Source organism: Bradyrhizobium sp. MOS002, assembly GCF_003020115.1.
Taxonomy (GTDB): Bacteria; Pseudomonadota; Alphaproteobacteria; order Rhizobiales; family Xanthobacteraceae; genus Bradyrhizobium.
The window spans coordinates 75,681-96,542 of sequence record NZ_PYFX01000018.1 but is presented as its reverse complement, the minus strand read 5'-3'; the positions used below and the strand labels follow the sequence as shown (position 1 = coordinate 96,542).

At 64.1% G+C, this 20,862-nt stretch carries 19 protein-coding genes; 3 read left to right on the top strand and 16 right to left on the bottom strand.

All coding sequences use genetic code 11. The features are described 5' to 3' along the window. Positions 1 to 124: 124 nt before the first annotated feature. The 10 genes from C7G41_RS31345 to C7G41_RS31295 form a co-directional block, all read right to left on the bottom strand. Entirely contained in the window at positions 125 to 1,138 is a 1,014-nt protein-coding gene (locus tag C7G41_RS31345) for a tripartite tricarboxylate transporter substrate binding protein (protein ID WP_106946146.1), read from the bottom strand. A gap of 103 nt (positions 1,139 to 1,241) precedes the next feature. Beyond that, a complete protein-coding gene (locus C7G41_RS31340) occupies positions 1,242 to 3,569 on the bottom strand; it encodes a mechanosensitive ion channel domain-containing protein (protein ID WP_106946155.1) in 2,328 nt (775 codons plus the stop codon). Between the two features lie 1,043 nt (positions 3,570 to 4,612). Beyond that, positions 4,613 to 5,563: a polyphosphate kinase 2 family protein gene (locus tag C7G41_RS31330; protein WP_106946145.1), complete on the bottom strand. Its 951-nt coding sequence runs from the start codon at positions 5,561 to 5,563 to the stop codon at positions 4,613 to 4,615. Continuing rightward, complete coding sequence (locus C7G41_RS31325) at positions 5,523 to 6,542, bottom strand: branched-chain amino acid ABC transporter permease (RefSeq protein ID WP_106946144.1); 1,020 nt, start codon at positions 6,540 to 6,542, stop codon at positions 5,523 to 5,525. Before C7G41_RS31325 ends, C7G41_RS31330 begins: the two co-directional genes overlap by 41 nt. Beyond that, entirely contained in the window at positions 6,539 to 7,420 is an 882-nt protein-coding gene (locus tag C7G41_RS31320; RefSeq protein WP_106946143.1) for a branched-chain amino acid ABC transporter permease, read from the bottom strand. Before C7G41_RS31320 ends, C7G41_RS31325 begins: the two co-directional genes overlap by 4 nt. Positions 7,421 to 7,433: 13 nt before the next feature. Continuing rightward, entirely contained in the window at positions 7,434 to 8,138 is a 705-nt protein-coding gene (locus C7G41_RS31315) for an ABC transporter ATP-binding protein (RefSeq protein WP_106946142.1), read from the bottom strand. A 3-nt stretch (positions 8,139 to 8,141) separates the two neighbouring features. Continuing rightward, positions 8,142 to 8,909, bottom strand: coding sequence for an ABC transporter ATP-binding protein (locus C7G41_RS31310; RefSeq protein ID WP_106946141.1), 768 nt, complete (start codon positions 8,907 to 8,909; stop codon positions 8,142 to 8,144). A gap of 31 nt (positions 8,910 to 8,940) precedes the next feature. Next, the gene (locus C7G41_RS31305) at positions 8,941 to 10,263 is read right to left on the bottom strand and encodes an ABC transporter substrate-binding protein (protein ID WP_106946140.1); all 1,323 of its coding nucleotides are present in this window, start codon (positions 10,261 to 10,263) and stop codon (positions 8,941 to 8,943) included. A gap of 95 nt (positions 10,264 to 10,358) precedes the next feature. Continuing rightward, entirely contained in the window at positions 10,359 to 11,063 is a 705-nt protein-coding gene (locus C7G41_RS31300; RefSeq protein WP_106946139.1) for an NUDIX hydrolase, read from the bottom strand. Between the two features lie 29 nt (positions 11,064 to 11,092). Continuing rightward, positions 11,093 to 12,118, bottom strand: a complete 1,026-nt coding sequence (locus C7G41_RS31295) for an ABC transporter substrate-binding protein (protein ID WP_106946138.1) — start codon at positions 12,116 to 12,118, stop codon at positions 11,093 to 11,095. 138 nt (positions 12,119 to 12,256) lie between these two features. On the opposite strand from C7G41_RS31295, the gene C7G41_RS31290 reads away from it, so the two are divergent. Beyond that, entirely contained in the window at positions 12,257 to 12,706 is a 450-nt protein-coding gene (locus tag C7G41_RS31290; protein ID WP_106946137.1) for a cupin domain-containing protein, read from the top strand. 45 nt (positions 12,707 to 12,751) lie between these two features. Here C7G41_RS31290 and C7G41_RS31285 read toward each other — a convergent pair whose 3' ends face one another. Continuing rightward, positions 12,752 to 13,537: an ABC transporter permease gene (locus tag C7G41_RS31285; protein ID WP_007613304.1), complete on the bottom strand. Its 786-nt coding sequence runs from the start codon at positions 13,535 to 13,537 to the stop codon at positions 12,752 to 12,754. Further along, positions 13,537 to 14,355: an ABC transporter ATP-binding protein gene (locus C7G41_RS31280; RefSeq protein WP_106946136.1), complete on the bottom strand. Its 819-nt coding sequence runs from the start codon at positions 14,353 to 14,355 to the stop codon at positions 13,537 to 13,539. Before C7G41_RS31280 ends, C7G41_RS31285 begins: the two co-directional genes overlap by 1 nt. 148 nt (positions 14,356 to 14,503) lie before the next feature. Here C7G41_RS31280 and C7G41_RS31275 point away from each other — a divergent pair, with 148 nt between their 5' ends. Together C7G41_RS31275 and C7G41_RS31270 are read left to right on the top strand one after the other, a co-directional pair. Next, positions 14,504 to 15,286 carry an ABC transporter ATP-binding protein gene (locus C7G41_RS31275; RefSeq protein ID WP_199198707.1) on the top strand — a complete coding sequence of 261 codons (783 nt, stop codon included), beginning with the start codon at positions 14,504 to 14,506 and terminating at the stop codon, positions 15,284 to 15,286. Then, the gene (locus C7G41_RS31270) at positions 15,283 to 16,842 is read left to right on the top strand and encodes a glycine betaine ABC transporter substrate-binding protein (protein ID WP_106946134.1); all 1,560 of its coding nucleotides are present in this window, start codon (positions 15,283 to 15,285) and stop codon (positions 16,840 to 16,842) included. The genes C7G41_RS31275 and C7G41_RS31270 overlap by 4 nt, the downstream gene beginning before the upstream one ends. 26 nt (positions 16,843 to 16,868) lie before the next feature. On the opposite strand, the gene C7G41_RS31265 is transcribed toward C7G41_RS31270, so the two are convergent. The 4 genes from C7G41_RS31265 to C7G41_RS31250 all read right to left on the bottom strand — a co-directional run bounded on the left by C7G41_RS31265 (position 16,869) and on the right by C7G41_RS31250 (position 20,627). After that, positions 16,869 to 17,246, bottom strand: coding sequence for a rhodanese-like domain-containing protein (locus C7G41_RS31265; RefSeq protein WP_106946133.1), 378 nt, complete (start codon positions 17,244 to 17,246; stop codon positions 16,869 to 16,871). A 228-nt stretch (positions 17,247 to 17,474) separates the two neighbouring features. Next, complete coding sequence (locus tag C7G41_RS31260; protein ID WP_199198706.1) at positions 17,475 to 19,187, bottom strand: sulfatase-like hydrolase/transferase; 1,713 nt, start codon at positions 19,185 to 19,187, stop codon at positions 17,475 to 17,477. Between the two features lie 235 nt (positions 19,188 to 19,422). Further along, positions 19,423 to 19,713, bottom strand: a complete 291-nt coding sequence (locus C7G41_RS31255) for a DUF1330 domain-containing protein (protein WP_106946131.1) — start codon at positions 19,711 to 19,713, stop codon at positions 19,423 to 19,425. A gap of 62 nt (positions 19,714 to 19,775) precedes the next feature. Further along, positions 19,776 to 20,627, bottom strand: coding sequence for an SDR family oxidoreductase (locus C7G41_RS31250; RefSeq protein WP_106946130.1), 852 nt, complete (start codon positions 20,625 to 20,627; stop codon positions 19,776 to 19,778). Positions 20,628 to 20,862 lie beyond the last annotated feature (235 nt).

The following is a 20,862-nucleotide window of genomic DNA, read 5'->3' as shown; positions in this document are numbered from 1 at the left end:
CGAGCTCGCCTGGCTACTCGCTGCCCATCTGAGGCTCTTAACTCGCCGCTTGGCCAGACCTTGAAGACGTCTACGCTTTTTGAGTCAGGCTCTCAGGATGAGGGAGAGATATGCAGCAACAGCGCTACTCAGCCTTGATGTCGGCGGCCTTCACGATCGGCCACCATTTCTCGGTCTCGGCCTTCTGGAAGGCTCCGAGCGCTGCGGGCGTTTGCTGATCGAGCGGAGGAATTTCCTGCCCCAATTCGCCAAACCGCTGCTTGAGGGAAGCGTCGGCAAGCACGGTGACGATGGCCGCGTTGAGCTTTGTGACGATCTCCTTCGGCGTGTTCTTCGGTGCCCAGATGCCGTGCCAGTAGGAGATGTAGAGACCGGGCAACCCCGCCTCGTCGACAGTCGGGATATCGGGCGCGGAGGCGAGCCGCGTCGGCGACGTCACCGCGAACGCCTTGATCGCACCGTTCTTGTAGTGCGGCAGCGAGTTCGAGGCCTGATCGAACATGATGTCGATCTGCCCGGCCACGAGGTCGATCATGGCGGGCCCCGCGCCGCGATAAGGCACGAACTGGAAGTCGGTACCGGTCCTCTCCTTGAAGAAGACACCGGCGACGTGGGCACCCGTGCCTGCGCCGGCCGTGCCGGCAGTCACCTTGCCGGGGTTGGCCTTCAGCCACGCGATCATCTCCTTCAGATTGTTGGCCTCGAGCGACTTCCGGCCGACGATGAGCTGCGTGCCCATCGCGATCATCGCGACGGGCTCGAAATCGGCGATCGCGTCATAGGGTAGCTTGAAGATCGCGCCGTTGAGCACATGCGTGCCCCAATGGCCGATCGTGATCGTGGTGCCATCCGGCGTTGCGCGCGCGACGCGGGCGCCGGCGATGCTGCCGGAGGCGCCCGCCACGTTTTCAACGACGATTGTCGTGTGCAATTCGGCGGCGATGCGTTCGGACAGGATGCGTGCCAGCGTGTCGGTCGGACCGCCCGCCGCGAACGGCACCACGAGGGTGATCGGCCGCGACGGAAACGGCTGCGCGCTCGCTGGAGCCGTCCACGCTGCACTTCCGATCAAGGCGCACACGACCACCACATGGCCGCGCAATACATGGCCGCGCAATCCGGCCCACAGCCCCCGCATCGATATCTCCCACTCTTTTTGCCGCCCGCATGTTGTCAACGGGCTGGAGCCGGAGTGAACGCTGCCGGACGGGCAGAGGCAAGTCGGAAATTTTGTGGAACGACTACCCTGCCGCTCGACGCGGCATCAGATGAGCTGCGCCATCGGCCGGCGGCGCGATGTGCATCAGGATGGTCTGGGTGGCGGATGCGACCTCGATGCCGTTGTGCTGGAAACGCTGCTTCATGCGGCGGTTGAATTCACGCTGCACCGGCCAGCGGCCGGCCTCGGTGCAGCGGATCTGGCCGACGATCGACACCATGGCGCCGTCGACCTTGTCGATGCCCCAGAGCTCGAGATCGCCGCGGATCAGGCTGCGGAATTCCACCTCGCGGCGCATCTCGTCGACGATATCCTTGAGGATCTGGCCGGCGCGGTCGGTATCCTCCTTGTAGGCGACGTTGACGCTGACGGACGCATTGCCGGCGCCGCGGCTGGCGTTGGTGATGGTCGTGACCGCGCTGAACGGCACGATGTGCACGGCACCGTCACCGGCCCGGAGCCTGATCGTTCGGATCGAGACGTTCTCGACCACGCCCGATAGCCCAGACACGCTGACGCTGTCGCCGACCTGGACGGTGTTCTCCAGCAGCAGGAACAGGCCGGTGATGAGGTCCTGCACCAGCTTTTGCGAACCGAAACCGATGGCGATGCCAACGATGCCGGCGCCCGCGAGCAGCGGCGCGACATTGACGCCGATCTCGCTGAGCGCCGTGAGTCCGACGACGGTGGCGATCACGCAAAGCAAGGCTGTCCGCAGCATCGGCTGAAAGGTCCGCAGCCGCGCGGCGCGGGCATAGTGCCCGTCGCGCGACAGCGTATTGATCTGGCGGTCCAGCAGCGCGTTGCTGGCTTCCCAGATCGCAGCCGCGATGAATACGGCAAGTCCGATCGTCACCACTGCGGAGATCAGCCGGCTGCCGATCTGGCCGCCATAGAACCAGACGATGGCGTCGACGCCCCAGACTTCGAGCATGGCAACCAGGCCGATGAAGGCGATTACGCCGGAGACGATCTTGCGCAGCAGCGGCAGATAGCGGTTGGCGCGGATCTCGAGGCCCGGAAAGCGCTGGAGGATCTCGGGCTTGATGCGGAAGCCGCGGTCGATCAGGCCCAGCGTCAGCATAATGGCGACACGCGTGATCAGTGCCACCGCGACGGTGCCGACGAAATATTGCAGCAGCAGCGAATAGCCGTTGCGGATGTTCAGCGCCCACACCGCCCAGAGCGCGAGGTCGAGCGCGATGGCAAGATAGTGCCAGCCGCCCGCAATGCGGTTGCGCAGTCGCGCCGCGATCCCCTGCCGGTCGGCCGGCGCGCGGATGGCTTCGGCGACCTGGCGGCGGCATTGCAGGATGATGACGACGATGAAGAGATGCACGACCAGCATCACCATGCGCAGGAGCGCGGCATAGCCGGCGCGATGCAGGCCGAGCAGCAGCGCCACATTGGCAAAGGCGATGCCGGAGACCCCGACGCCGACGATGCGGCGCGCCCAGATCTCGATATAGGCCGCCGTTTCAGGGCGAACCGGAAACAGGCCGTACGGTCCCGCCAGCGCACGAACGAGACAGATCAGCCCGCGCGAGAATGCATAGGCATTGACGACGGCGAGGATCACGAGGCGGACGATGCCGGCATCACCGATCTCCGTTCCAAGCAGCGCCGTGGCCACGCCGACGAAGATGAGCACCGGAAGCAGTTCGAGCGCGAGACGACCGATCACGAAAGGCAGCCGCAGCAGTAATTGCCACGCCCGCGCAAGACTGACGCGACGCCGATGCTGCTCAGGCTGGGCAGCGACACCGGACGCGGATGAAGGCGGGTCGCCGGCGGCGAGCGGCTGTACCGGTACGTGCACGCTCTGCGGCACGCGCGCTTCGAGGAATATGACGGGACGACGGATCAGCCGGAAGACCACCCACTCCACCGCGAGGGCGCAGCCAAGCACCAGCGCGAGCTTCCAGGCGATCTCGATCAGGAGATTGTAGGCGGCGGGATCGTTCGCGGTGCGCACGATCCAATAATAGAAGGCCGGGAAGTGCGTGAGCGTCCTCGCCATATCGGCGACGTCTCGCGAGATCTCGCCGATCTCTTCCGACACGGTCAGCAGAAGCTGCGCACCGAGGCCATCGGCCGCGAGCGGGATCGGGGATTTTGGCTCGGGCGCGGGCTGTGGACCGGACGCATTGGCGATCACGCGTAGCGTGTCGATCATCTGCGCGCGTTTCTTGTCGTCCTGCAGCGTCTCCAGCGCGCGCTTGGCCTCGTCGGGCGACAACGCGGCAGCGCTATCTGCTGCCGGCGCAGGCGGCGCGGCGCGGACGCTGGAGAGAGATGAAATCGCGATCAAGAGCGCGGCGAGAAGCGCGGAGGCAAGCTTATGCGACACGAGGGATTCCCTGGAAAAAATGAATGCGACGGCGACGTCGGGACCGTCACCGCCGAAGCACATGCATCATGTCGGATCGACGCTATTCGCCCGGGCGCTGTGTCGGAAGTTGGCCAATGAGGCGACATTCTCTTGGCATTTGCCGCGGTGCAGGAAGCGGGAACCCGGTCTCAAGGCGCGACGTGCAACGGTCGGAATGCGGGCACGCGGCTGGAAGCTCGACTGCGGCCATCCTTCGAGACGCCCGCCTGCGGCGGGCCCTCAGGATGAGGGATGAGTATGCGGCAACAATTCAACGCGACTGGATGCAGCTGAGCCTCATCCTGAGGAGCCGCGGAACGCGGCGTCTCGAAGGACGAGGCGCGCGCTCAGGCGCCGCTGAGACGTCGTATGCGATAGCCCTGATATGCGACAGCCCTGCGTCATTCCGGGAGTCGGCCCGGAATGACGCGATGAGGAGGAGGAGAGAAGCAGGATGCCAAATGCGCGGCGGCCTCGTCACGGCCATCCGACATGATCGGTGATGCTCAATACAGCGCCGGGCAGGTAGGGGCTATGCCACACTGATGCAGCCCTCTAAACCTTGGCCCGGCGTGCCGTTCGCGGTTTCTGCCGCTATGCGATAGTCCGAACGAGCTCCATCGCACTTAACGCGGCTGGATCTGCGGAGGTGGTGTCATAGACCTCCCCTTGCTCTTGATGTGGACGTTGCGCGTCGCTTGTTTGCGACCACTGCGATGGTCCTCCCGTGACGCAAGACTGTCAAGCAAGATCAACGGCGCGCAAATCACATTTGAGGACGCGTTCCGTCTCACTGCAAGGAATTGGCTGCAGCGAAATACGAGAAAGTGGGCGAATTACGAGGCTGCCCTTCCCGCCAAGGTGGAGCGCTTCTGCCACTGGTGGAGCCGCGGATACCGAGAGTTTGGGGACGATGACATCATGCGCCTGTTTTGCCCGACGGGTCAAACGGTTTCGTTAAATCCGCAAGAAATCCGCAAGCGTCGCGCTGACCTTCAAGTCATTGATTTCGTTATCCCAAGCTACTGTGCATGGGGTTGTTTTCGCGCTTTTTGTTTCTTGCCCGCCTTCTCCTCTTTCTCGAGCGCCTTGCGCACCTCGTCGAATTCACCGCGCGAGGCTTTGTCGGCGCTCGGGAAGCGCAGATCGAGCTTTTCGAGCGCCGCGACGACGGCCGACCCGATCACGACGCGGGCGAACCATTTGTGGTCGGCCGGCACGACATACCACGGCGCATGCGGCGTTGCCGTGTGCCGGACGATGTCCTGATAGACCGCCTGGTAGCGCGGCCACAGCGCGCGCTCCTTGATGTCGTCCATGGAGAACTTCCACTGCTTGGACGGATCCTCAAGCCGATCGAGAAAGCGCTCGCGCTGCTCGTCCTTGGACAGATTGAGGAAGAATTTCAGCACCACGGTGCCGTTGCGCGCGAGGTAGCGCTCCCAGGCGGAGATGTCCTCGAACCGTTCCTTCCAGATGTTCTTGGTGACCAGCTTTTGCGGCAGCTTCTCCTTGGCGAGGATCTCCGGGTGCACACGCGTCACCAGGCATTCCTCGTAATGGGAGCGGTTGAAGATACCGATATGGCCACGCTCGGGCAGCGCGATCGCGTGGCGCCAGAGGAAATCGTGATCGAGCTCCTTGCTGCTCGGCGCCTTGAACGCACTGACTTCGCAGCCCTGCGGATTGATGCCCTCGAAGATCGCCTTGATCGCAGAATCTTTGCCGCCGGCGTCCATCGCTTGGAACACGATCAGCACCGACCAGCGGTCCTGGGCGTAGAGCTTCTCCTGAAACGCGATCAGCCGCTTCATGTTGGCATCGAGAATCTCCTGGGCCTTCTCCTTGTTGAGGTCACCCTTCTCGTTGGTCTTGTGGTCCTTGAGATGAAACTTGCCCGAACCATCGTAGCGGAACGGCGTGATGTAGCGGTCAAGTTCCTGGGCGAGCGATTTGGACGACTTCTTGCTCATGAGCGCTGGACACCTTGCGTTGCGGCTTCAATCGGTCGAGCAAGCTACCAAGGATGCCCTTCGGAAGGAATATGATGAAAAGCACGAGCAGCACGCCGTAGACGAGATTATCCCAGCCGACCGCCTTGGTACCAAAGCCGATGCGCAGGGTCTCGGCCAGCATAATCGTGATGACGGCGCCGAAGGTCGGGCCGAGCGAGACGAACAGGCCGCCGACGATGGCCGCGAACACCATCTGGAGCGACACCGCGATGCCGCTGACCGTATCTGGTGTGATGAACATCTGGTACTGGCAGTAGATCGCGCCGGCCAAGGCCGTCATCAGCGCGCTGAGCAGCGTGATCTTCAGCTTCTCCGCGGTGACGTCGACGCCGGCGGCGGCCGCGGCGTCCTCGTCCTCCGAGATCGCCTCCAGCGCGTACCGGGCCATGCTGCGGTCGACCCAGTGCCAGACCACGATGCCGAAAAGCCAGACCCCGAGCGCGATCAAATACCAGGTGATCTTGTCGTCGAATTGGAGCGACCAGAGCTTGTTGCCCGCGGCCCGGTTCGGCGTGTAGCCGAGCGAGCCGCCGGTATAGTCGCGCGTCGCCGTGATGACCTGAAGCACGATGCCGGAGAGCGCGAGCGTCACCAGCACGAAATAGTGCCCGGTGATGCGAAAGCGAAAACAGGGGTAGCCGACGATCAGTGCCAGCGCGCCGGCCGCGACCATGCCGATGGGGATGCCGATCCAGGGCGACCATCCCAGGTGATTCCAGAGCAGCGCGGTGACATAGGCGCCTATTCCCATGAACCCGCCATGGCCGAGCGAGACGAGGCCGAACCGCCCCATCATCGACCAGGACGTATAGGCGAACGACCAGATCAGGATCAGCACCAGGATGTGCAGATGATAGGGATCGCGATAGACGAAAGGCAGCGCGACCAGCGCCGCCAATCCCACCGCCCAAGCTGCAAGCCGTCCCCGCCCCATCATCGGCGCCTCGCGAGCAGGCCCGCGGGCCGGATGAACATCATGACGATGAAGAAAGCGAAGGCGAGCACATAGCCCCATTCGAGATCGGAGAACAGGCCGCCGAGCGAGATGATCTCGGCGAACACGAAGGCGGCGATGAAGCCGCCGATGAAATTGCCCAAGCCCCCGAGCACGCAGATCAGGAAGGTGATCGGCCCGAACGACAGGCCGACGAACGGATGCACGTCATATTGCAGCACCAGCAGGCAGGCGGCGAGCCCGGCCAGCCCACCGCCGATCGCGGAAGTGATGAGATAGATCCTCTTCGTGTCGACGCCCATCAGCGCCATGATCTGCCGGTCCTGCGAGATCGCCCGGATCGCTGTGCCGGTGAAGGTCCGCGTCATGAACAGATAGACTACGACCATGCCGACCAGCGCGGCCAGGAAGGACAGAAGTCGTGCGTAGCTGAAATTCATGTCGCCGAAGGCGAGAACCGGCAAGCGGATGCCGAGGTTGCGGAAGTCGATGCCGAAGGCCACGGTGGCAAAGCTCTGGAGCACGAACAGCACCCCGCCGGTCGCAAGCAACTGGTTGATCGGCGGCGCCGTGAGGAGCGGCGCGATCACGAGGTAATGCAGCGCCGCGCCGAGCACCGCGACCAGCAGGATGGTAAGCGGCGCGGCGAGGAAATAGCTGATGCCGTAATACTGCACCAGGAAGTACATGGCATACATGCCGATCATCACCAGCTCTGCGTAGCAGATCCAGGTCACGTCGATGACGCCGAAGATCAAATTGAGCCCGAGCGCGAGCAGCGCCAGCACGCCGCCGAGCAGGATGCCGTTGATCACGGCCTCCAGCAGGTAGATGTCGAAAATGTCGAAAAATGCTTGCATGCCCGCATCAACCTCACACCCCGAGATACGCTTCCTTGACCGTGTCGCTCGCCAACATCTCGGCCGAGGTGCCCGAGGACCTGATCGTGCCCGCCTCGATCAGATAGGCACGATCGACCACCCGCAGCACCTGCTGCACATTCTGCTCGACGATCAGCACGGTCAGCCCGCTGGCGCGGATCCGCTTCACCAGCTCGAACACCTGTTGCACCACGACCGGCGCCAGCCCCGCCGACGGCTCGTCGAGCAGCAGCAGCTTTGGATTCGACATCAGCGCGCGGCCGATCGCGCACATCTGCTGTTCGCCGCCGGACATGGTGCCGGCCATCTGGTGGCGGCGCTCCTTCAGGCGCGGAAACAGATCGAACACCACGTCCAGTCGCTCGGCATAGTGCCCGCGCGCCTCCTTCATGAAGGCGCCCATCTTGAGATTGTCGTCGACCGAGAGCTGCGGAAACAGCCGCCGGTTCTCCGGCACATGCGCGATCCCGAGGCTGACGATCTTGTGCGGCGGCGTGGCCACGACGTCCACCGCTTCCATTCTGATCGAGCCACGCGAGGGACGGATCAGGCCGGAGATGACGCGCATCAGGGTGGTCTTGCCGGCCCCGTTCGGCCCGATGACGCCGACAGCCTCGCCCGCCTTCACGTCGAGATCGACGTCGAACAGTGCCTGGAACGTGCCATAGCCGGCATTGACGCCGCGGAGCTCCAGCATCGGCTACCCTCCGGCACGGCGGCGCGCGGCGGCGGCCGCGGCCTGCGTGGTCTCGGCATCGGTGCCGAGATAGACCTCGATGACGCGGGGATCCCCGGCAACGGCACTCGGCAAACCTTCCGAGATCTTCTCGCCGTGATCGAGCACCATGACGCGATCGACGACGCGCATCAGCACGCCCATGATGTGCTCGACCCAGATGATGGTAATGCCGAGTTCGTCACGGATGTTGCGCAGCATGTTGGCCGCCTGCCCCATCTCGGCCTCGTCGAGACCCCCGAGGCTCTCATCGGCCAGCAGAAGTTTTGGCGCGGTGGCGAGCGCTTTGGCCAGTTCGAGCTTCTTCAGGCCGGCTGCGCCGAGGCCATCGACGCTGGCATGACGATCCGTCGGCAAGCCGACCATCGCCAGCGATCGCTCGGCCGCCTCCTCGGCCCTGGCACGGCTATGGCGGCCCTGGCCATAGAATCCGGCGAGCGCGACGTTCTCGAAGATCGTCAGGCGACGGAACGGCCGCGGGATCTGGAAGGTGCGGCCGATGCCGCTGTTGATGATCCGGTGCGGCGGAAGGCCTGCGATCTCGGAGCCGTCGAACAGGATCGAACCGGACGTCGGCGCCAGCGTGCCCGAGAGCATGTTGAAGATCGTGCTCTTGCCCGAGCCGTTGGGTCCGATCAGGCCGAGGATCTCGCCCTGATCGACTTTGAACGACACATTGTTGACGGCGGTGAAGCCGCCAAACCGCTTCACCAGCCCGCTGACTTCCAGCACCGTCCCGCTCTCCTCTCTGCGCGCATTTGCGCTACTGGTTGCTGTAGGTGGTGCCCTTCGGCAGCGGCAGCACGGCCTCGCGCTGCGCCTGGCTCTTGGGCCACACCACGGAGGATTTGTCGTCGATGTACTGGATCACGACCGGGAACGATCGCTCGTTCTGCCCGGCCATCGGCATGCCCTCGCCGTAAAACTTGACGCCGAAGCCGAGCATGGTGCCCCCTTCGGGAATATCAGTGTCGAGCGCAGCCTTGCGCAGCGCATCCGGATCGACCCCGCCATATTTCTTGATCGCGCGCGGCAGCACGTCATTCATGAACACATACGTGTTGGACGCACCGATGCCGACATGCGCTGAGCGGATGGCGACGCCGGGCCGGATCTTGTCGAACTCCTCGCCGACCATCTTGATCACGGGCGGGAGCTTGGGATCCATGGTCTTCTGGTTGGCAAGCCAGATCGAGATCGGGTCGGTGTTGAAGATGTAGGTGGCATCGGCGCCCATGCCCTCCTTCAGCTTCTCATAGACCCCGTAACCCGCGCCGTGCCCCATCAGCGCGCCGAACTTCAGCCCCTGCTCGCGCGCCTGACGCAGCAACAGCGTGATATCGGGGTTGTAGCCGGTATGGAAAATGACGTCGGGCTTGGCGCGCTTCAGCTTGGTCACCAGCGCGGAGAGGTCAGGCGCGGTGGCCGAATAGCCCTCCTTCATCACGACGTTGAAGCCCGCCTTCTTCGCGCCGGCCTCGTTGCCCCTGGACACGTCGACACCATAGGCGCCGTCCTCGTGAATGATGGCGACGCGCAGATCCTTCGGCTCCTTGTCGAACTTCGCCTTGGCGTTCTGCGCGATGAAATCCATCGTCATCATGCCGAACTGATCGCCGCTCGCCTGCGGGCGGAAGACGTATTTGTAACCCTTCTCGTTGAACACGGCCGACGAGATGCAGGTCGTCATCCACATGAACTTCTTGAGCTGCTCGACGCGGGCCGCGACCGGCACGCATTGCGCCGAGGAGAAGAAGCCGAGCACCATGTCGACCTTCTCCTGCTCGAGCAGGCGGACGGATTCGTTGATCGCGATGTCGGGCTTGCTCTGCGCATCGGCGTAGACCGCTTCGATCTTGTACCCCTCGACGCCGGTCTTGGCGAAATGGTCGAGAACGATCTTTGCGCCGATATAGCCGAGCTCAGAGCCGCCGCCGGCGAGAGGCCCGGTCAAATCGAAAACGACGCCGATCTTGATCTTCTTCTCTTTGCCTTGATCCTGGGCTTGGGCGGACAGCGCCAGGCCCGTCGCTGAAATCGCGACCAACAGCCCACGTACCAAACGGGCAGCCATGCGCATACGCATCAAAACCTCCCTGGACGATTGTGCGTTGCATTCTTTTTGCTTTTGTATTTTTGCCCATCACATGGGCTGGGCGTGGCGATGTCAAGCCTCGCGCATCAGCGCGACGCGAACTGCTGCTCGACAAAGGCCGTGACAAATCGCGGCATGGACGGCGTGAGATCGCTCATCCCGCGCACGAGATGGATAGCCGAGAGCTCCGGCTCGACCTCGCGCGCCAGATTGGCTTCGATTCGCGCACGCGCCACATCACCCGGCATGTCCAGGTTGATAATTTGCAACATCGCAATCGTGGGGCCGGTGACGACGCAGTGCCAGTCCGGTTCGACCCGATAGTCGGCCGCGGTCAGGCCGGTCTCTTCCTCGAGTTCGCGGATCACGCTGCCGGGAATGTCGAGCGTGTCGCCCCTGACGTCGTCGAGGTCGGGCGTGCCCGACGGGAAATAGATCCGGCCTGCATTGGCGGTGTGCTGCGCCATCTCGCCCATGACGAAGGCGCCGTCGGAGGTGCACAGAGCGCCCATGCCGAAACCGTTGAACACCGCGTTGTCGGGAAAGCCCCAGTCGCGCCAGGCGAGGAAGCTCGCGAAATCGGTCTCGAAATAGGTCGCGGCGAGATGGCCGTCGGTGAACATTGCATCCCGCCCGAGCAGGACGCGACCGTTCCAGAGTTTTGGTCGCTCACGCTGCTTCTCGGCGAAATGCGCGGTGATCTCGGCGCGCCGCTCCTCCGCGAACGCCCAGACGATCGGCCGCACGGCAAGCGCAAGCGTCGTGACCCGATGAATGATTGGTGACGTCATGACGCCTGATGACCACACCTTCGCGTCAGTTATTTGACGCTTCCCGTGGTCTTCTTGGCCTGCTCGACATACTTGTTGGTAAAGGTCTTGCTGACGTCGATCTTGGCGTTGGCCACCTCCGGCGAGCCGACGCTGAACACCGCGAGCACGGCGTCCGCACCCTTCGGGTCCATCTTGCCGGTCTCGGAGAACATCGGGATCGTGTTCTTCAGCGCCGCGAGATAGAGGTCCTTGTTCTTGCCGACCGTCTCCTCCGGCATCTTCGTCATGATCTCCTCGGGCGAGTGCGAGTGGATCCAGGCGAGCGTGCCCAGGATCGCGTTGGTGAGCGCCTGCGTCTCCTTCTCGTGGCCGGCAACCCAGGCCGCGGTCGAGTACAGCGCGCCGCCCGGATATTCGCCGCCGAACGTCTCGAGCGTATCCTTCTGGGTGCGGGTGTCCGAGAGGATGCGCAGATCCTTGTGGCTGCCCTGGAGGACGGTCACGGACGGATCGAGCATCACGGCGGCGTCGATCTGGCCCTGCTCCATCGCAGCGACCGCGGTGGCGCCGAGGCCGACGCCGATCACGGCAGCGCTGGCAGGATCGACGCCGTTCTTCTTGAGCATGTACTTGAGGAAGAAGTCCGTGGAGGAGCCGGGCGCGCTGACGCCGACCTTCTTGCCGGCGAGGTCCTTGATCGACTTGATCTCGTTGGTGTGCGAGGGCGAAACCACCAGCACGAGGCCGGGATAGCGGTCATAGACGACGAAGGCCTGAAGCTCCTGCTTCTTGGCTGCGAGGTTGACGCAATGGTCGAAATAGCCGGAGACCACGTCGGCGCTGCCGCCGAGCACGGCCTTGAGCGCATCCGAGCCGCCCTTGAGGTCCACGAGTTCGACATTGAGGCCGGCCTTGTCATATTCGCCGAGCTGTTTTGCCAGCACCGTCGGCAAATAGCACAGGCAGGAGCCGCCGCCGATCGCGATGGTGACCTTGCTTTGCGCCGCGGCAAGACCGGTGGTGAGCGTCAGCGCGATCAACGCGCCCGCGAGCCTGGCTATCGTGTTCTTCATTGGTTTTCCTCCGTTCGGCTGGCGGCACCATAGAGCAGCCCGACTGGCTTGAGAAGCACGGCCTAAGGCTCTGGTCATCGGCCTTTCGGCGCAATAGCATGAGCCCACAAGAACAATTCTTGATGGGGAGGATCATCCATGAATCGCCTTGCAATCGGGCTGTCGATCGCCACCGCTTTTGCCGCCGGATGCGGCGCAACCCACCTGCTTCGGCCGGCGCTGGCCGCGGAGAACATCATTCCGCAGATCATCCACACCGGCGAGATGGAGGGCGACGCGCTCGGGAACGCCAACGCCGTCGGCTACCGTTCCAAGACGTTCGCAAGCGCCGATGGCGCCACCATCTCGATCCAGGTCGGCAATGTGCCCAAGCACATGCATCCCAACACCAACGAGATCCAGTACATTTTAGAGGGCACCGGCACGATCTGGTTCGGCGACAAGGAAGTCACGGTGAAGCCGGGCGACCTCGTCATCATCCCGAAGGGGACGCCGCATGGCGGCACCAAGCCGATCAGCGGACAGGTCAAGGCAATCGCGATCAAGACGCCGCCGCAGGCCCCCGACGACACCAAGCTGCTGGATTGAACCTTCGCCATCCGGGGCTCGCGCGGCGCGCGGGCCCCTTGCGGCCTAGCCGCGTCCGTCCACGGTCGGGCGCCAGACCAGCAGTCTCCGCTCCACCAACGTCACGCCAAAGTCGATCAGGATGACGAAGGCCGACAGCACGAACATGCCGGCGAACACACCGGCGACATCGAATATGCCCTCGGCCTGCTGAATGAGATAGCCGAGCCCCGCCGCCGATCCCAGATATTCGCCGACGACCGCACCAACCACGGCAAAGCCCACCGACGTGTGCAGCGAGGAGAACATCCACGACAGCGCCGAGGGCCAATAGACGTGTTGCATCAGCTGCCGCTCGCTCATGCCGAGCATGCGGCCGTTGTCGAGCACGGTGCGGCTGACCTCCTTGACGCCCTGATAGACGTTGAAGAACACGATGAAGAACACCAGCGTCACGCCGAGCGCGACCTTGGACCAGATGCCCAGCCCGAGCCACAGCGCGAAGATCGGCGCCAGCACCACACGCGGCAGTGCGTTGACCATCTTGACGTAGGGATCGAACACCGCGGCGACCAGCGGCTGGCGCGCGAACCAGAAGCCGATCAGCACGCCGCCGGCCGATCCGATCACGAAGGCCAGAATCGATTCCGTCAGCGTGATGCCGAGATGCTTCCAGATCACACCGGACGAGAACCATTTGACGATCTGGGCGAAGACATCGACCGGATTGGAGAAGAAGAACGGCGGCAGCAGGATCTTGCCGAACACGGGCACGGTCGACAGCAATTGCCACAGCGCGAGGCAGACCACCGCGACCAGCACTTGCAGCGAAAGCAGCGTGACGCGCGACATCAGACCGCCTCCGCCGCTTGCGTGGACTGCGCATAGCCCTTCATGACCTCGTCCTTGAGCACACTCCAGATCTCGCGGTGAAGCGCATGGAACTCCTTGTCCAGCCGCACTTCAAAAATGTCGCGCGGGCGCGGCAGGCTCACGCGCCAATCGCCGATGATGCGGGAAGATGGCCCCGCCGACATGATCACGACGCGGTCGGCGAGCGCGATCGCCTCTTCCAGATCATGGGTCACAAACAGCACGGCCTTGCGGTCGGCGTTCCAGAGGTCGAGCAGCAGATTGCCCATCACCTGCCGGGTCTGCGCATCCAGCGGCCCGAACGGCTCGTCCATCAGCAGGATCTTCGGATCGCGGATCAGCACCTGCGCCAGCGCCACGCGCTTGCGCTGGCCGCCCGAGAGCATGTGCGGGTAGCGGTTGGCGAAGGCGCCCAAGCCGACCGAGGTCAGCCATTTCTGCGCCCGCGGCAGCGCCTCGCTGCGCGGCGTGCCGCTGACTTCGAGCCCGATCGCGACGTTGTCGAGCGCGGTCTTCCAGGGGAACAGCGCATCGGCCTGGAACAGATAGCCGGCATCCCGGTTCAGCCCGGCGAGCGGCTGGTCGAATATCCTGACGCTCCCGGCAGCCGGCTTCAGAAGCCCGGCCGCGACGTTGAGCAGCGTCGATTTCCCGCAGCCGGTCGGGCCGACGATGGCGACGAACTCGCCCTGCGCGACCGTCAGATGCGCCTGCTCCACCGCCGTATAGACCCGCCCGTCCCCCAGCTGGAACGCGACCTTGGCATCTTCCAGCGCCACTGCCGTAGGCGTTATCATGTATTCCCTCCGAACTTGGCCCGATGCCTTAGCCGCTCGCGCGGCCAAGTTCAATCAAGCCGCCAGGCGTGCTACGCATGGGCCTTGTCATCCCCTCCCTTCCTCCCTCCCCTCCTTGGGGCGGGTCAGTGCAGTGAGCCCCCGCCCGATGTCCTCCAGGCCGATGATTGGCTATGCTCACGTCACCAAGAGCTTCGGCGCGCTCAAGGCCGTGGACGATGTGTCACTCGACATCGCCGAAGGCGAGTTTGTGGCGATCGTCGGCGGCTCGGGATCAGGCAAGACGACGCTGCTGCGGCTCGCCAACCGCCTGATCGAGGCGGATGGGGGCACGATCACGGTCGAGGGCGACGATGTGCGATCCGTCGATCCGGTCGCGCTGCGGCGCCGCATCGGCTACGTCTTCCAGAGCGGCGGGCTGTTCCCGCATCTGAGCGTCGCCGACAATATCGGGATCACGCCGAAGCTGCTGGGTGTCCCGGCGGCGGATATCGCAACGCGGGTCGATGAGTTGCTGGAGCTCGTGCAACTCGACCGGGCCGCGCATCGCGAGCGGCTGCCGGATGCGCTCTCGGGCGGCCAGCGCCAGCGTGTCGGCGTGGCGCGGGCGCTTGCGGCAAGGCCCCGCATCGTGCTGATGGACGAGCCCTTCGGCGCGCTCGATCCCCTCACCCGCGATGCACTCGGCGACGATTTTCGCGAGATGCACCGCAAGCTCGGCCTGACCACCGTGATGATCACCCACGACATGACGGAAGCGATCCTGCTCGCCGACCGCATCGCGGTGATGCGCAGCGGGAAGCTGCTGGCGCAGGGCACGCCAGTGGAGCTCTCGAAAAGCAGCGACGCCTACGTGCTGGAGCTGCTGCGGACGCCGCGACGCCAGGTCGAGCGGTTGAACGCGCTGCTGCCACAGAGCGGGGCGGCATGAGCCTTTTCACCGATCCGCGGTGGGGCGAAGCGCTGGCGCATTTGCCCGACTATCTCGGCAACCACGTCCGCGTGAGTCTCGCCGCACTTGCGCTCGGCCTGATCGTCAGCCTGCCGCTGGCGATCCTGACGCGCAACCGTCCCACGCCGCGCGCCATCCTGCTCGCGCTCGCCAGCATCGTGCAGACGGTACCCGGGCTGGCACTGCTCGCGTTGTTCTATCCGCTCCTGCTGCTCGCGGCCTCCGTGACGCTGGCCTGGTTCGGCGTCTCCTTCTCCGCTTTCGGCTTCCTGCCGGCGATGCTGGCGCTGGCGCTCTATTCGATGCTGCCGGTGCTACGCAATGGCATCACCGGCCTCAACGGCATCGATCCAGCGCTGATCGAGGCTGCGAAGGGCGTCGGAATGACCGCACCGCAGTCGCTGGTGATGGTCGAACTGCCGCTGGCGCTCCCGGTGATGATGGCGGGAATCCGTACCGCCGCAGTGTGGGTGATCGGCACCGCGACGCTGTCGACCCCGATCGGGCAGACCAGCCTCGGCAATTACATCTTTGCCGGGCTCCAGACCCAGAACTGGGTGTTCGTGCTGTTCGGCTGCTTTGCCTCGGCCCTGCTGGCGCTCGCCGTCGATCAGCTGCTCGGCCTGATCGAGAGCGGCCTGCGCCGGCGCAGCCGCGTGCGCGCGGGGCTTGGCGCGGCCGGGATCGCGGCACTGGTCGCCGCAACATTGGTGCCGACGATGGGGCGTTCGTCACAGAGCTATGTCGTCGGCGCCAAGACGTTTGCCGAGCAGTATGTACTGTCGGCGCTGATGAGGGACCGGCTTCAGGCGGCCGGTCTTTCCGCCGTCGCACGATCCGGTCTCGGCTCGAGCGTGATCTTCGAGGCGTTGAAAGCCGGCGATATCGATCTCTATGTCGATTATTCCGGCACGCTCTGGGCCAATCAGCTTCACCGCACGGATATCAAGCCGCGCGCGGAGCTGTTGGCGGAGCTGCAGACAACGCTTGCGAAAGAGAACATCACCCTGCTCGGCGAGCTCGGCTTCGAGAATGCCTATGCGCTGGTGATCCCGAAGAAGCGCGCCGAGGCGCTTGGCATCCGTACCATCGCCGATCTCGCCGCGCATGCGTCGACCCTGTCGATCGCCGGCGACTATGAGTTCTTCTCCCGACCCGAATGGGCGGCGCTGCAAAAGGCCTATGGCCTTTCGTTCCGCGCCCAGCGCCAGATGCAGCCGGACTTCATGTATGCGGCCGTCGCCAGCGGCGAGGTCGATGTCATCGCGGGCTACACCAGCGACGGGCTGATCGCGAAATACGATCTCGTTGCGCTCGACGATCCCAGGCATGCGATCCCGCCCTACGACGCGATCCTGCTGCTGGCCCCGAAGCGCGCCGCCGACGAGCGGCTGCAGGCCGCGCTGAAACCGCTGCTCGGCAAGATCGACATCGCGACCATGCGCGAAGCCAATTTGCGCGCCGCCGGCAATGATGCGAATTCGTCGCCGGATGCGGTGGCGAAATGGCTGTGGGAGAAGGTGGGCGGGCGCTAGGACATGGCTCCGCGCCGGCGCCTTTGCTACGCCTTCTCGGTTGCCCCTCCGGAATCGACCCAATCCTTGAAGCCGCCGACGTTGTAGACGTGGCTGTAGCCCATGTCCTGAAGCAGCTTGCCGGCGAGAGCAGAGCGACCGCCGGAGGCGCAATAAAGGATCACGACTTTGTCCTTGGCCAGTGCCTTGTCGTGATAGGGCGAGTCCGGATCGGCCCGAAACTCCAGCATGCCGCGGGAGACATTCAGGGCGCCGGATATCTTGCCGCTCTTCTCGATCTCAGGCGCATCGCGCACGTCGAGCACGAGCGCGCCCTTGCCGATCATCTCCTTGGCCTGGGCCGACGTGATCTTCGGCACGGCCGCGTTGGCGGCCTCCAGCATCTGTTTCACGGAAATTGCCAAATGAATTCTCCTTGGGCTCGCGGTTTGTCGAACGCCCCCCTTAACCGGCATCGTCCTTCGTCGCGTCCCTCGTTCGGAGGAGCACGGAAGACTAAGATATCGACGGATACGATGGCGAATGAATGGCCGCGACGCAGCCGGGCCGTGCATCCTTAGAAGCCTTAGCTACGCCCCCGGACCTCCAGCGACAACCGCTTCGCGGTTGCGCGGGGATGACGGCGATAAAGGCTAAAGCCCCCTGATCATCCCCGCATTGATCAGCAGCCGGTTCAGCCGGGCCGCTTCGGCGCCGTCCTTGCAAGCGTAGAACATGCCCTTGCAACGGAGCATGATCTCTTTCTGCTCGGCGAAGGATGGATCGAGCGGGATGCCGGCGGCTTCCTGGATCACCAGCGGCAGATAGGGGCCGTCGACCGTGTCCATCACGGCGTCGCTCTTCACCGGCTCGAAATTGACGGCGTCGATCGCGTAGTAGGTCGCGTACAGACGCGGATCGTAGGCGTCGAGCTTCTTGCCGATGGCGCCCTCGTCGAGCCCCGGCTCGAGGATACCAGGCGCGAACTCTGGCTGATGATCGCCGTAACGCACGATCAGGAAGGGCTCGCCGGGAAAATTCTTCTTCAGGCCGGCGACGAACGCCTTGTACTGCTCGGCGCTCATCGCCTGCCGGCGCAGATATTCGTCGATGGACGGCACATTGCCCGGCGCGCGCCAGTTCGGCGTCAGATCGGGGCGGAAGCGCGTCTCCCAGGGGAAATGATTGGCGCCGAGATAGATGAAGGTGAACAGCGGCTTGTTCGGCGTCCGCTCGCCCATCAGCCGGAGCGCCTTGTCGTAGAAGAAGCTGTCCGGCTCGACATCCTTGGCGCCGAGATCCTTGGAGTCGAGGAAGCGTTCGATGCCGGTCGTCATCTGAAAGCTGCGCGCGGCCATGAAGCCGCCATAGGCGGGATAGAGCGATAGGGTATCGTAGCCGCAGCGGCGCAGCGCCAGCGGCAGGCCGCGCTCGACACGGCCTGTTGCAATGCGCGTCACGAAATAGGCGAAACGACCGAACGAGCGCGAGGAGAGACCGGCGAGCACGTTGTATTCGGTGAACCAACTCGGCCCGCCATTGCTTTCGGCCAGAAACGCGCGCTCCTTGCCGTCCCAGGATTTGAAATGGCTGCCGTAGCCCGCCGGCACCTTGATGCCTTGCGCAGCGCGGATGTCGAAGCTCGATTCATCATGGACCATGATGATGTTCGGCCGACGGCCCGCGGGATGGCAGGCATCGACCAGCGGCATGTTGAGCCGTTCGTTGGTCGAAGCGGCCGATTCCATGAAGCCGTATTGCGCGAAGTCGGAGACCGCGCTGACGCCGGAGCGGAAGAACTTCGAGAGATAGCCGTCGTCGTAATAGCCGCGCCAGGCCTCGTCCGGATGATAGAGCGAATAGCCGACCAGCGCGGAGAGGCAGGCGAGCTTGCAGGCGAGCGCCGGCAGCCTACGAATGCGGAACGGGTCGAGCCACCACAGCGCATACATCAGCGGCAGCGTGACGAGGCCGGCCCCGATCACCGACCAGCGCAGATTCGGGAAGATCGTGAATAGGAATGCCACCGTGTCGCGGTCGATCATCATCAGGTCGATGAAGTTGGCCGTCATCTGCACGACGTCGTGCTTCAGCCGTGACAGCAGCACCAGCACCACGACCATGGTCAGCGACAGCGCACCCGAGAGCGCCGGCCGCCGCAGCAGTGCGATCCAGAAGAAGTTGAGGATGCCCCAGGCCAGCACGAAGGAGAGCCGTGCGCCGAAATCCGTCTCGGTCTCGTACATCAGCACGAGCGCTGCGAGATGCGGCGCAGCAACCGCGAGCAGCCGCCAGATACCGAGCGCGGCGACGCTCGCCAGCACGGCGGTTGTGGCAGAAGGACCTGGATTGGGCGCGGGCGCCATCGACGACACGCAACTGCTGGTCCGGCAAGGCGATTGCCGAGCCGGCTGACCGGGCCTGCGGCGTTCGGCGCAGCCGGAAGGCCTGCACCGTGTCACAAAACTGTAATTGAACGGTCACGGACAAGCAACGCGTGTCGCGATCCGACCTTCGCTTAATGTTAGCGGAAGCCGATTGGTCTCCGCGCCCAATTCGTCCCGCCAGGGCAAATCCCGCAGTGGAGAACCGACTTGCCGTCTAGTCGAGGCCCTCGACGCTGACCAGGCGGGCAGAGCTGCAAGCGTCCCGGACCGCTTTGAGTCCCTGGTAGGTCGCGCCTGTGTAGAACGCCTCCCAGGCTGCGACGGATGGGAATTCCAGTAGAACGATCCTGCGGGGCTGCCAGTCTCCCTCGAAGACCTTGTGAGCGCCCCCGCGCGCCAGATATCTGGCTCCAGCGGCCTCCAGGGCGGGCTTCACGCCCAACATGAAGCTTTGGTACTGCTGGAAATCCCTGATCTCGACGTCGAAAATCACATAAGCCGGCATCTCAAGACGCTCCCACGATCGGAAATCGATCACCTGTCTGGCAGTGGTCGCACCTCGGAGGCTCAGCCCTGCGGCAGCAGCCCGAGACGCTTGGCGATGATGCGGTCGACCACACGCTTGGGCAGCGTGGCCGTCATCAAATGCCGCATCCGGTCCGGCGTGATCTGGTAGCGAACCCTGGGCCTCGCGGCGGTGAGCGCCTCGAAAACGACCTCGGCGATCCGCTCGGCCGGCAGCCCAGTCTCGCCGAGCTTCATCATGAACGCCATGACCTTGTTCAGCGCCGGCAGATAGGGCGAGTTCTGGTAGGCCGAGAGATCGATCTGCTCGGCCTTGCTCCAGATCGGCGTCTTGACTGCGCCGGGGGCGACGATGATGACGTCGATGCCGAACAGCATCAATTCGCGGCGCAAGCTCTCCGACAGGCCTTCGATGGCATGCTTGGAGGTGCAGTATGGCGCCAACAACGGATTGCCGTTCTTGCCCGCGACCGAGCTGATCATCACGATCCGGCCCTTCGGTCCCTTCAACGAGGGGTCGGCGCCCAGCAGCGGACCGAAGGCCTGCGTCGCGATGACCGGGCCGATCACGTTGATATCCATCTGCCGGCGGAAGTCGTCGACCGACAGTTCGAACACGGGACCGGCGACAGCGACGCCGGCGTTGTTGACGAGACCGGCCAGCGGCTCGCCGCCCAGCGCCTCGCGCACCTCTCCTGCGGCGGCCAGCACGGCAGCCTCGTCAGTGACATCGAACAGCAGCGGGGTGAAGTTCGCGCCGAACTCACCCGTGAGCCGATCCGCATCGGCCTGCTTGCGGACGCTGCCGAACACGCGATAGCCGCGCCCGACCAGAAATTTCGCAATGGCCCAGCCGATGCCGGTGGACGCGCCGGTGACGACGACGGATCGCATGGTCTTCCCCCAAGAGCTCCCGCGATCATGCAGGGGAAAGGTGCCGGGGCGCAATGCCGTCCACCACTCAAGGAGACGCCACCGATGTCAGTTCTTAAGGTGAAGCGAGGCGCGAACGTCGCGACGTGAGATTGATTGCACCGTGAAGATATGGATAAAGAGCCGAATACTTGACCCTGAAGACGCTGAGCTTTTGAGGATCGGGGGCTTCTGGGAAATTCCGAAAAACAACGCG

Excerpts from the sequence above, each read along its gene's own strand:
- C7G41_RS31330 (WP_106946145.1), bottom strand. The coding sequence starts at position 5,563 with ATGAGCAAGAAGTCGTCCAAATCGCTCGCCCAGGAACTTGACCGCTAC.
- C7G41_RS31315 (WP_106946142.1), bottom strand. The coding sequence starts at position 8,138 with ATGCTGGAGCTCCGCGGCGTCAATGCCGGCTATGGCACGTTCCAGGCA.
- C7G41_RS31295 (WP_106946138.1), bottom strand. The coding sequence starts at position 12,118 with ATGAAGAACACGATAGCCAGGCTCGCGGGCGCGTTGATCGCGCTGACG.
- C7G41_RS31300 (WP_106946139.1), bottom strand. The coding sequence starts at position 11,063 with ATGACGTCACCAATCATTCATCGGGTCACGACGCTTGCGCTTGCCGTG.
- C7G41_RS31260 (WP_199198706.1), bottom strand. The coding sequence starts at position 19,187 with ATGGCGCCCGCGCCCAATCCAGGTCCTTCTGCCACAACCGCCGTGCTG.
- C7G41_RS31305 (WP_106946140.1), bottom strand. The coding sequence starts at position 10,263 with ATGCGTATGCGCATGGCTGCCCGTTTGGTACGTGGGCTGTTGGTCGCG.
- C7G41_RS31270 (WP_106946134.1), top strand. The coding sequence starts at position 15,283 with ATGAGCCTTTTCACCGATCCGCGGTGGGGCGAAGCGCTGGCGCATTTG.
- C7G41_RS31250 (WP_106946130.1), bottom strand. The coding sequence starts at position 20,627 with ATGCGATCCGTCGTCGTCACCGGCGCGTCCACCGGCATCGGCTGGGCC.
- C7G41_RS31280 (WP_106946136.1), bottom strand. The coding sequence starts at position 14,355 with ATGATAACGCCTACGGCAGTGGCGCTGGAAGATGCCAAGGTCGCGTTC.
- C7G41_RS31255 (WP_106946131.1), bottom strand. The coding sequence starts at position 19,713 with ATGCCGGCTTATGTGATTTTCGACGTCGAGATCAGGGATTTCCAGCAG.
- C7G41_RS31320 (WP_106946143.1), bottom strand. The coding sequence starts at position 7,420 with ATGCAAGCATTTTTCGACATTTTCGACATCTACCTGCTGGAGGCCGTG.
- C7G41_RS31325 (WP_106946144.1), bottom strand. The coding sequence starts at position 6,542 with ATGATGGGGCGGGGACGGCTTGCAGCTTGGGCGGTGGGATTGGCGGCG.
- C7G41_RS31275 (WP_199198707.1), top strand. The coding sequence starts at position 14,504 with ATGTCCTCCAGGCCGATGATTGGCTATGCTCACGTCACCAAGAGCTTC.
- C7G41_RS31290 (WP_106946137.1), top strand. The coding sequence starts at position 12,257 with ATGAATCGCCTTGCAATCGGGCTGTCGATCGCCACCGCTTTTGCCGCC.
- C7G41_RS31345 (WP_106946146.1), bottom strand. The coding sequence starts at position 1,138 with ATGCGGGGGCTGTGGGCCGGATTGCGCGGCCATGTATTGCGCGGCCAT.
- C7G41_RS31285 (WP_007613304.1), bottom strand. The coding sequence starts at position 13,537 with ATGTCGCGCGTCACGCTGCTTTCGCTGCAAGTGCTGGTCGCGGTGGTC.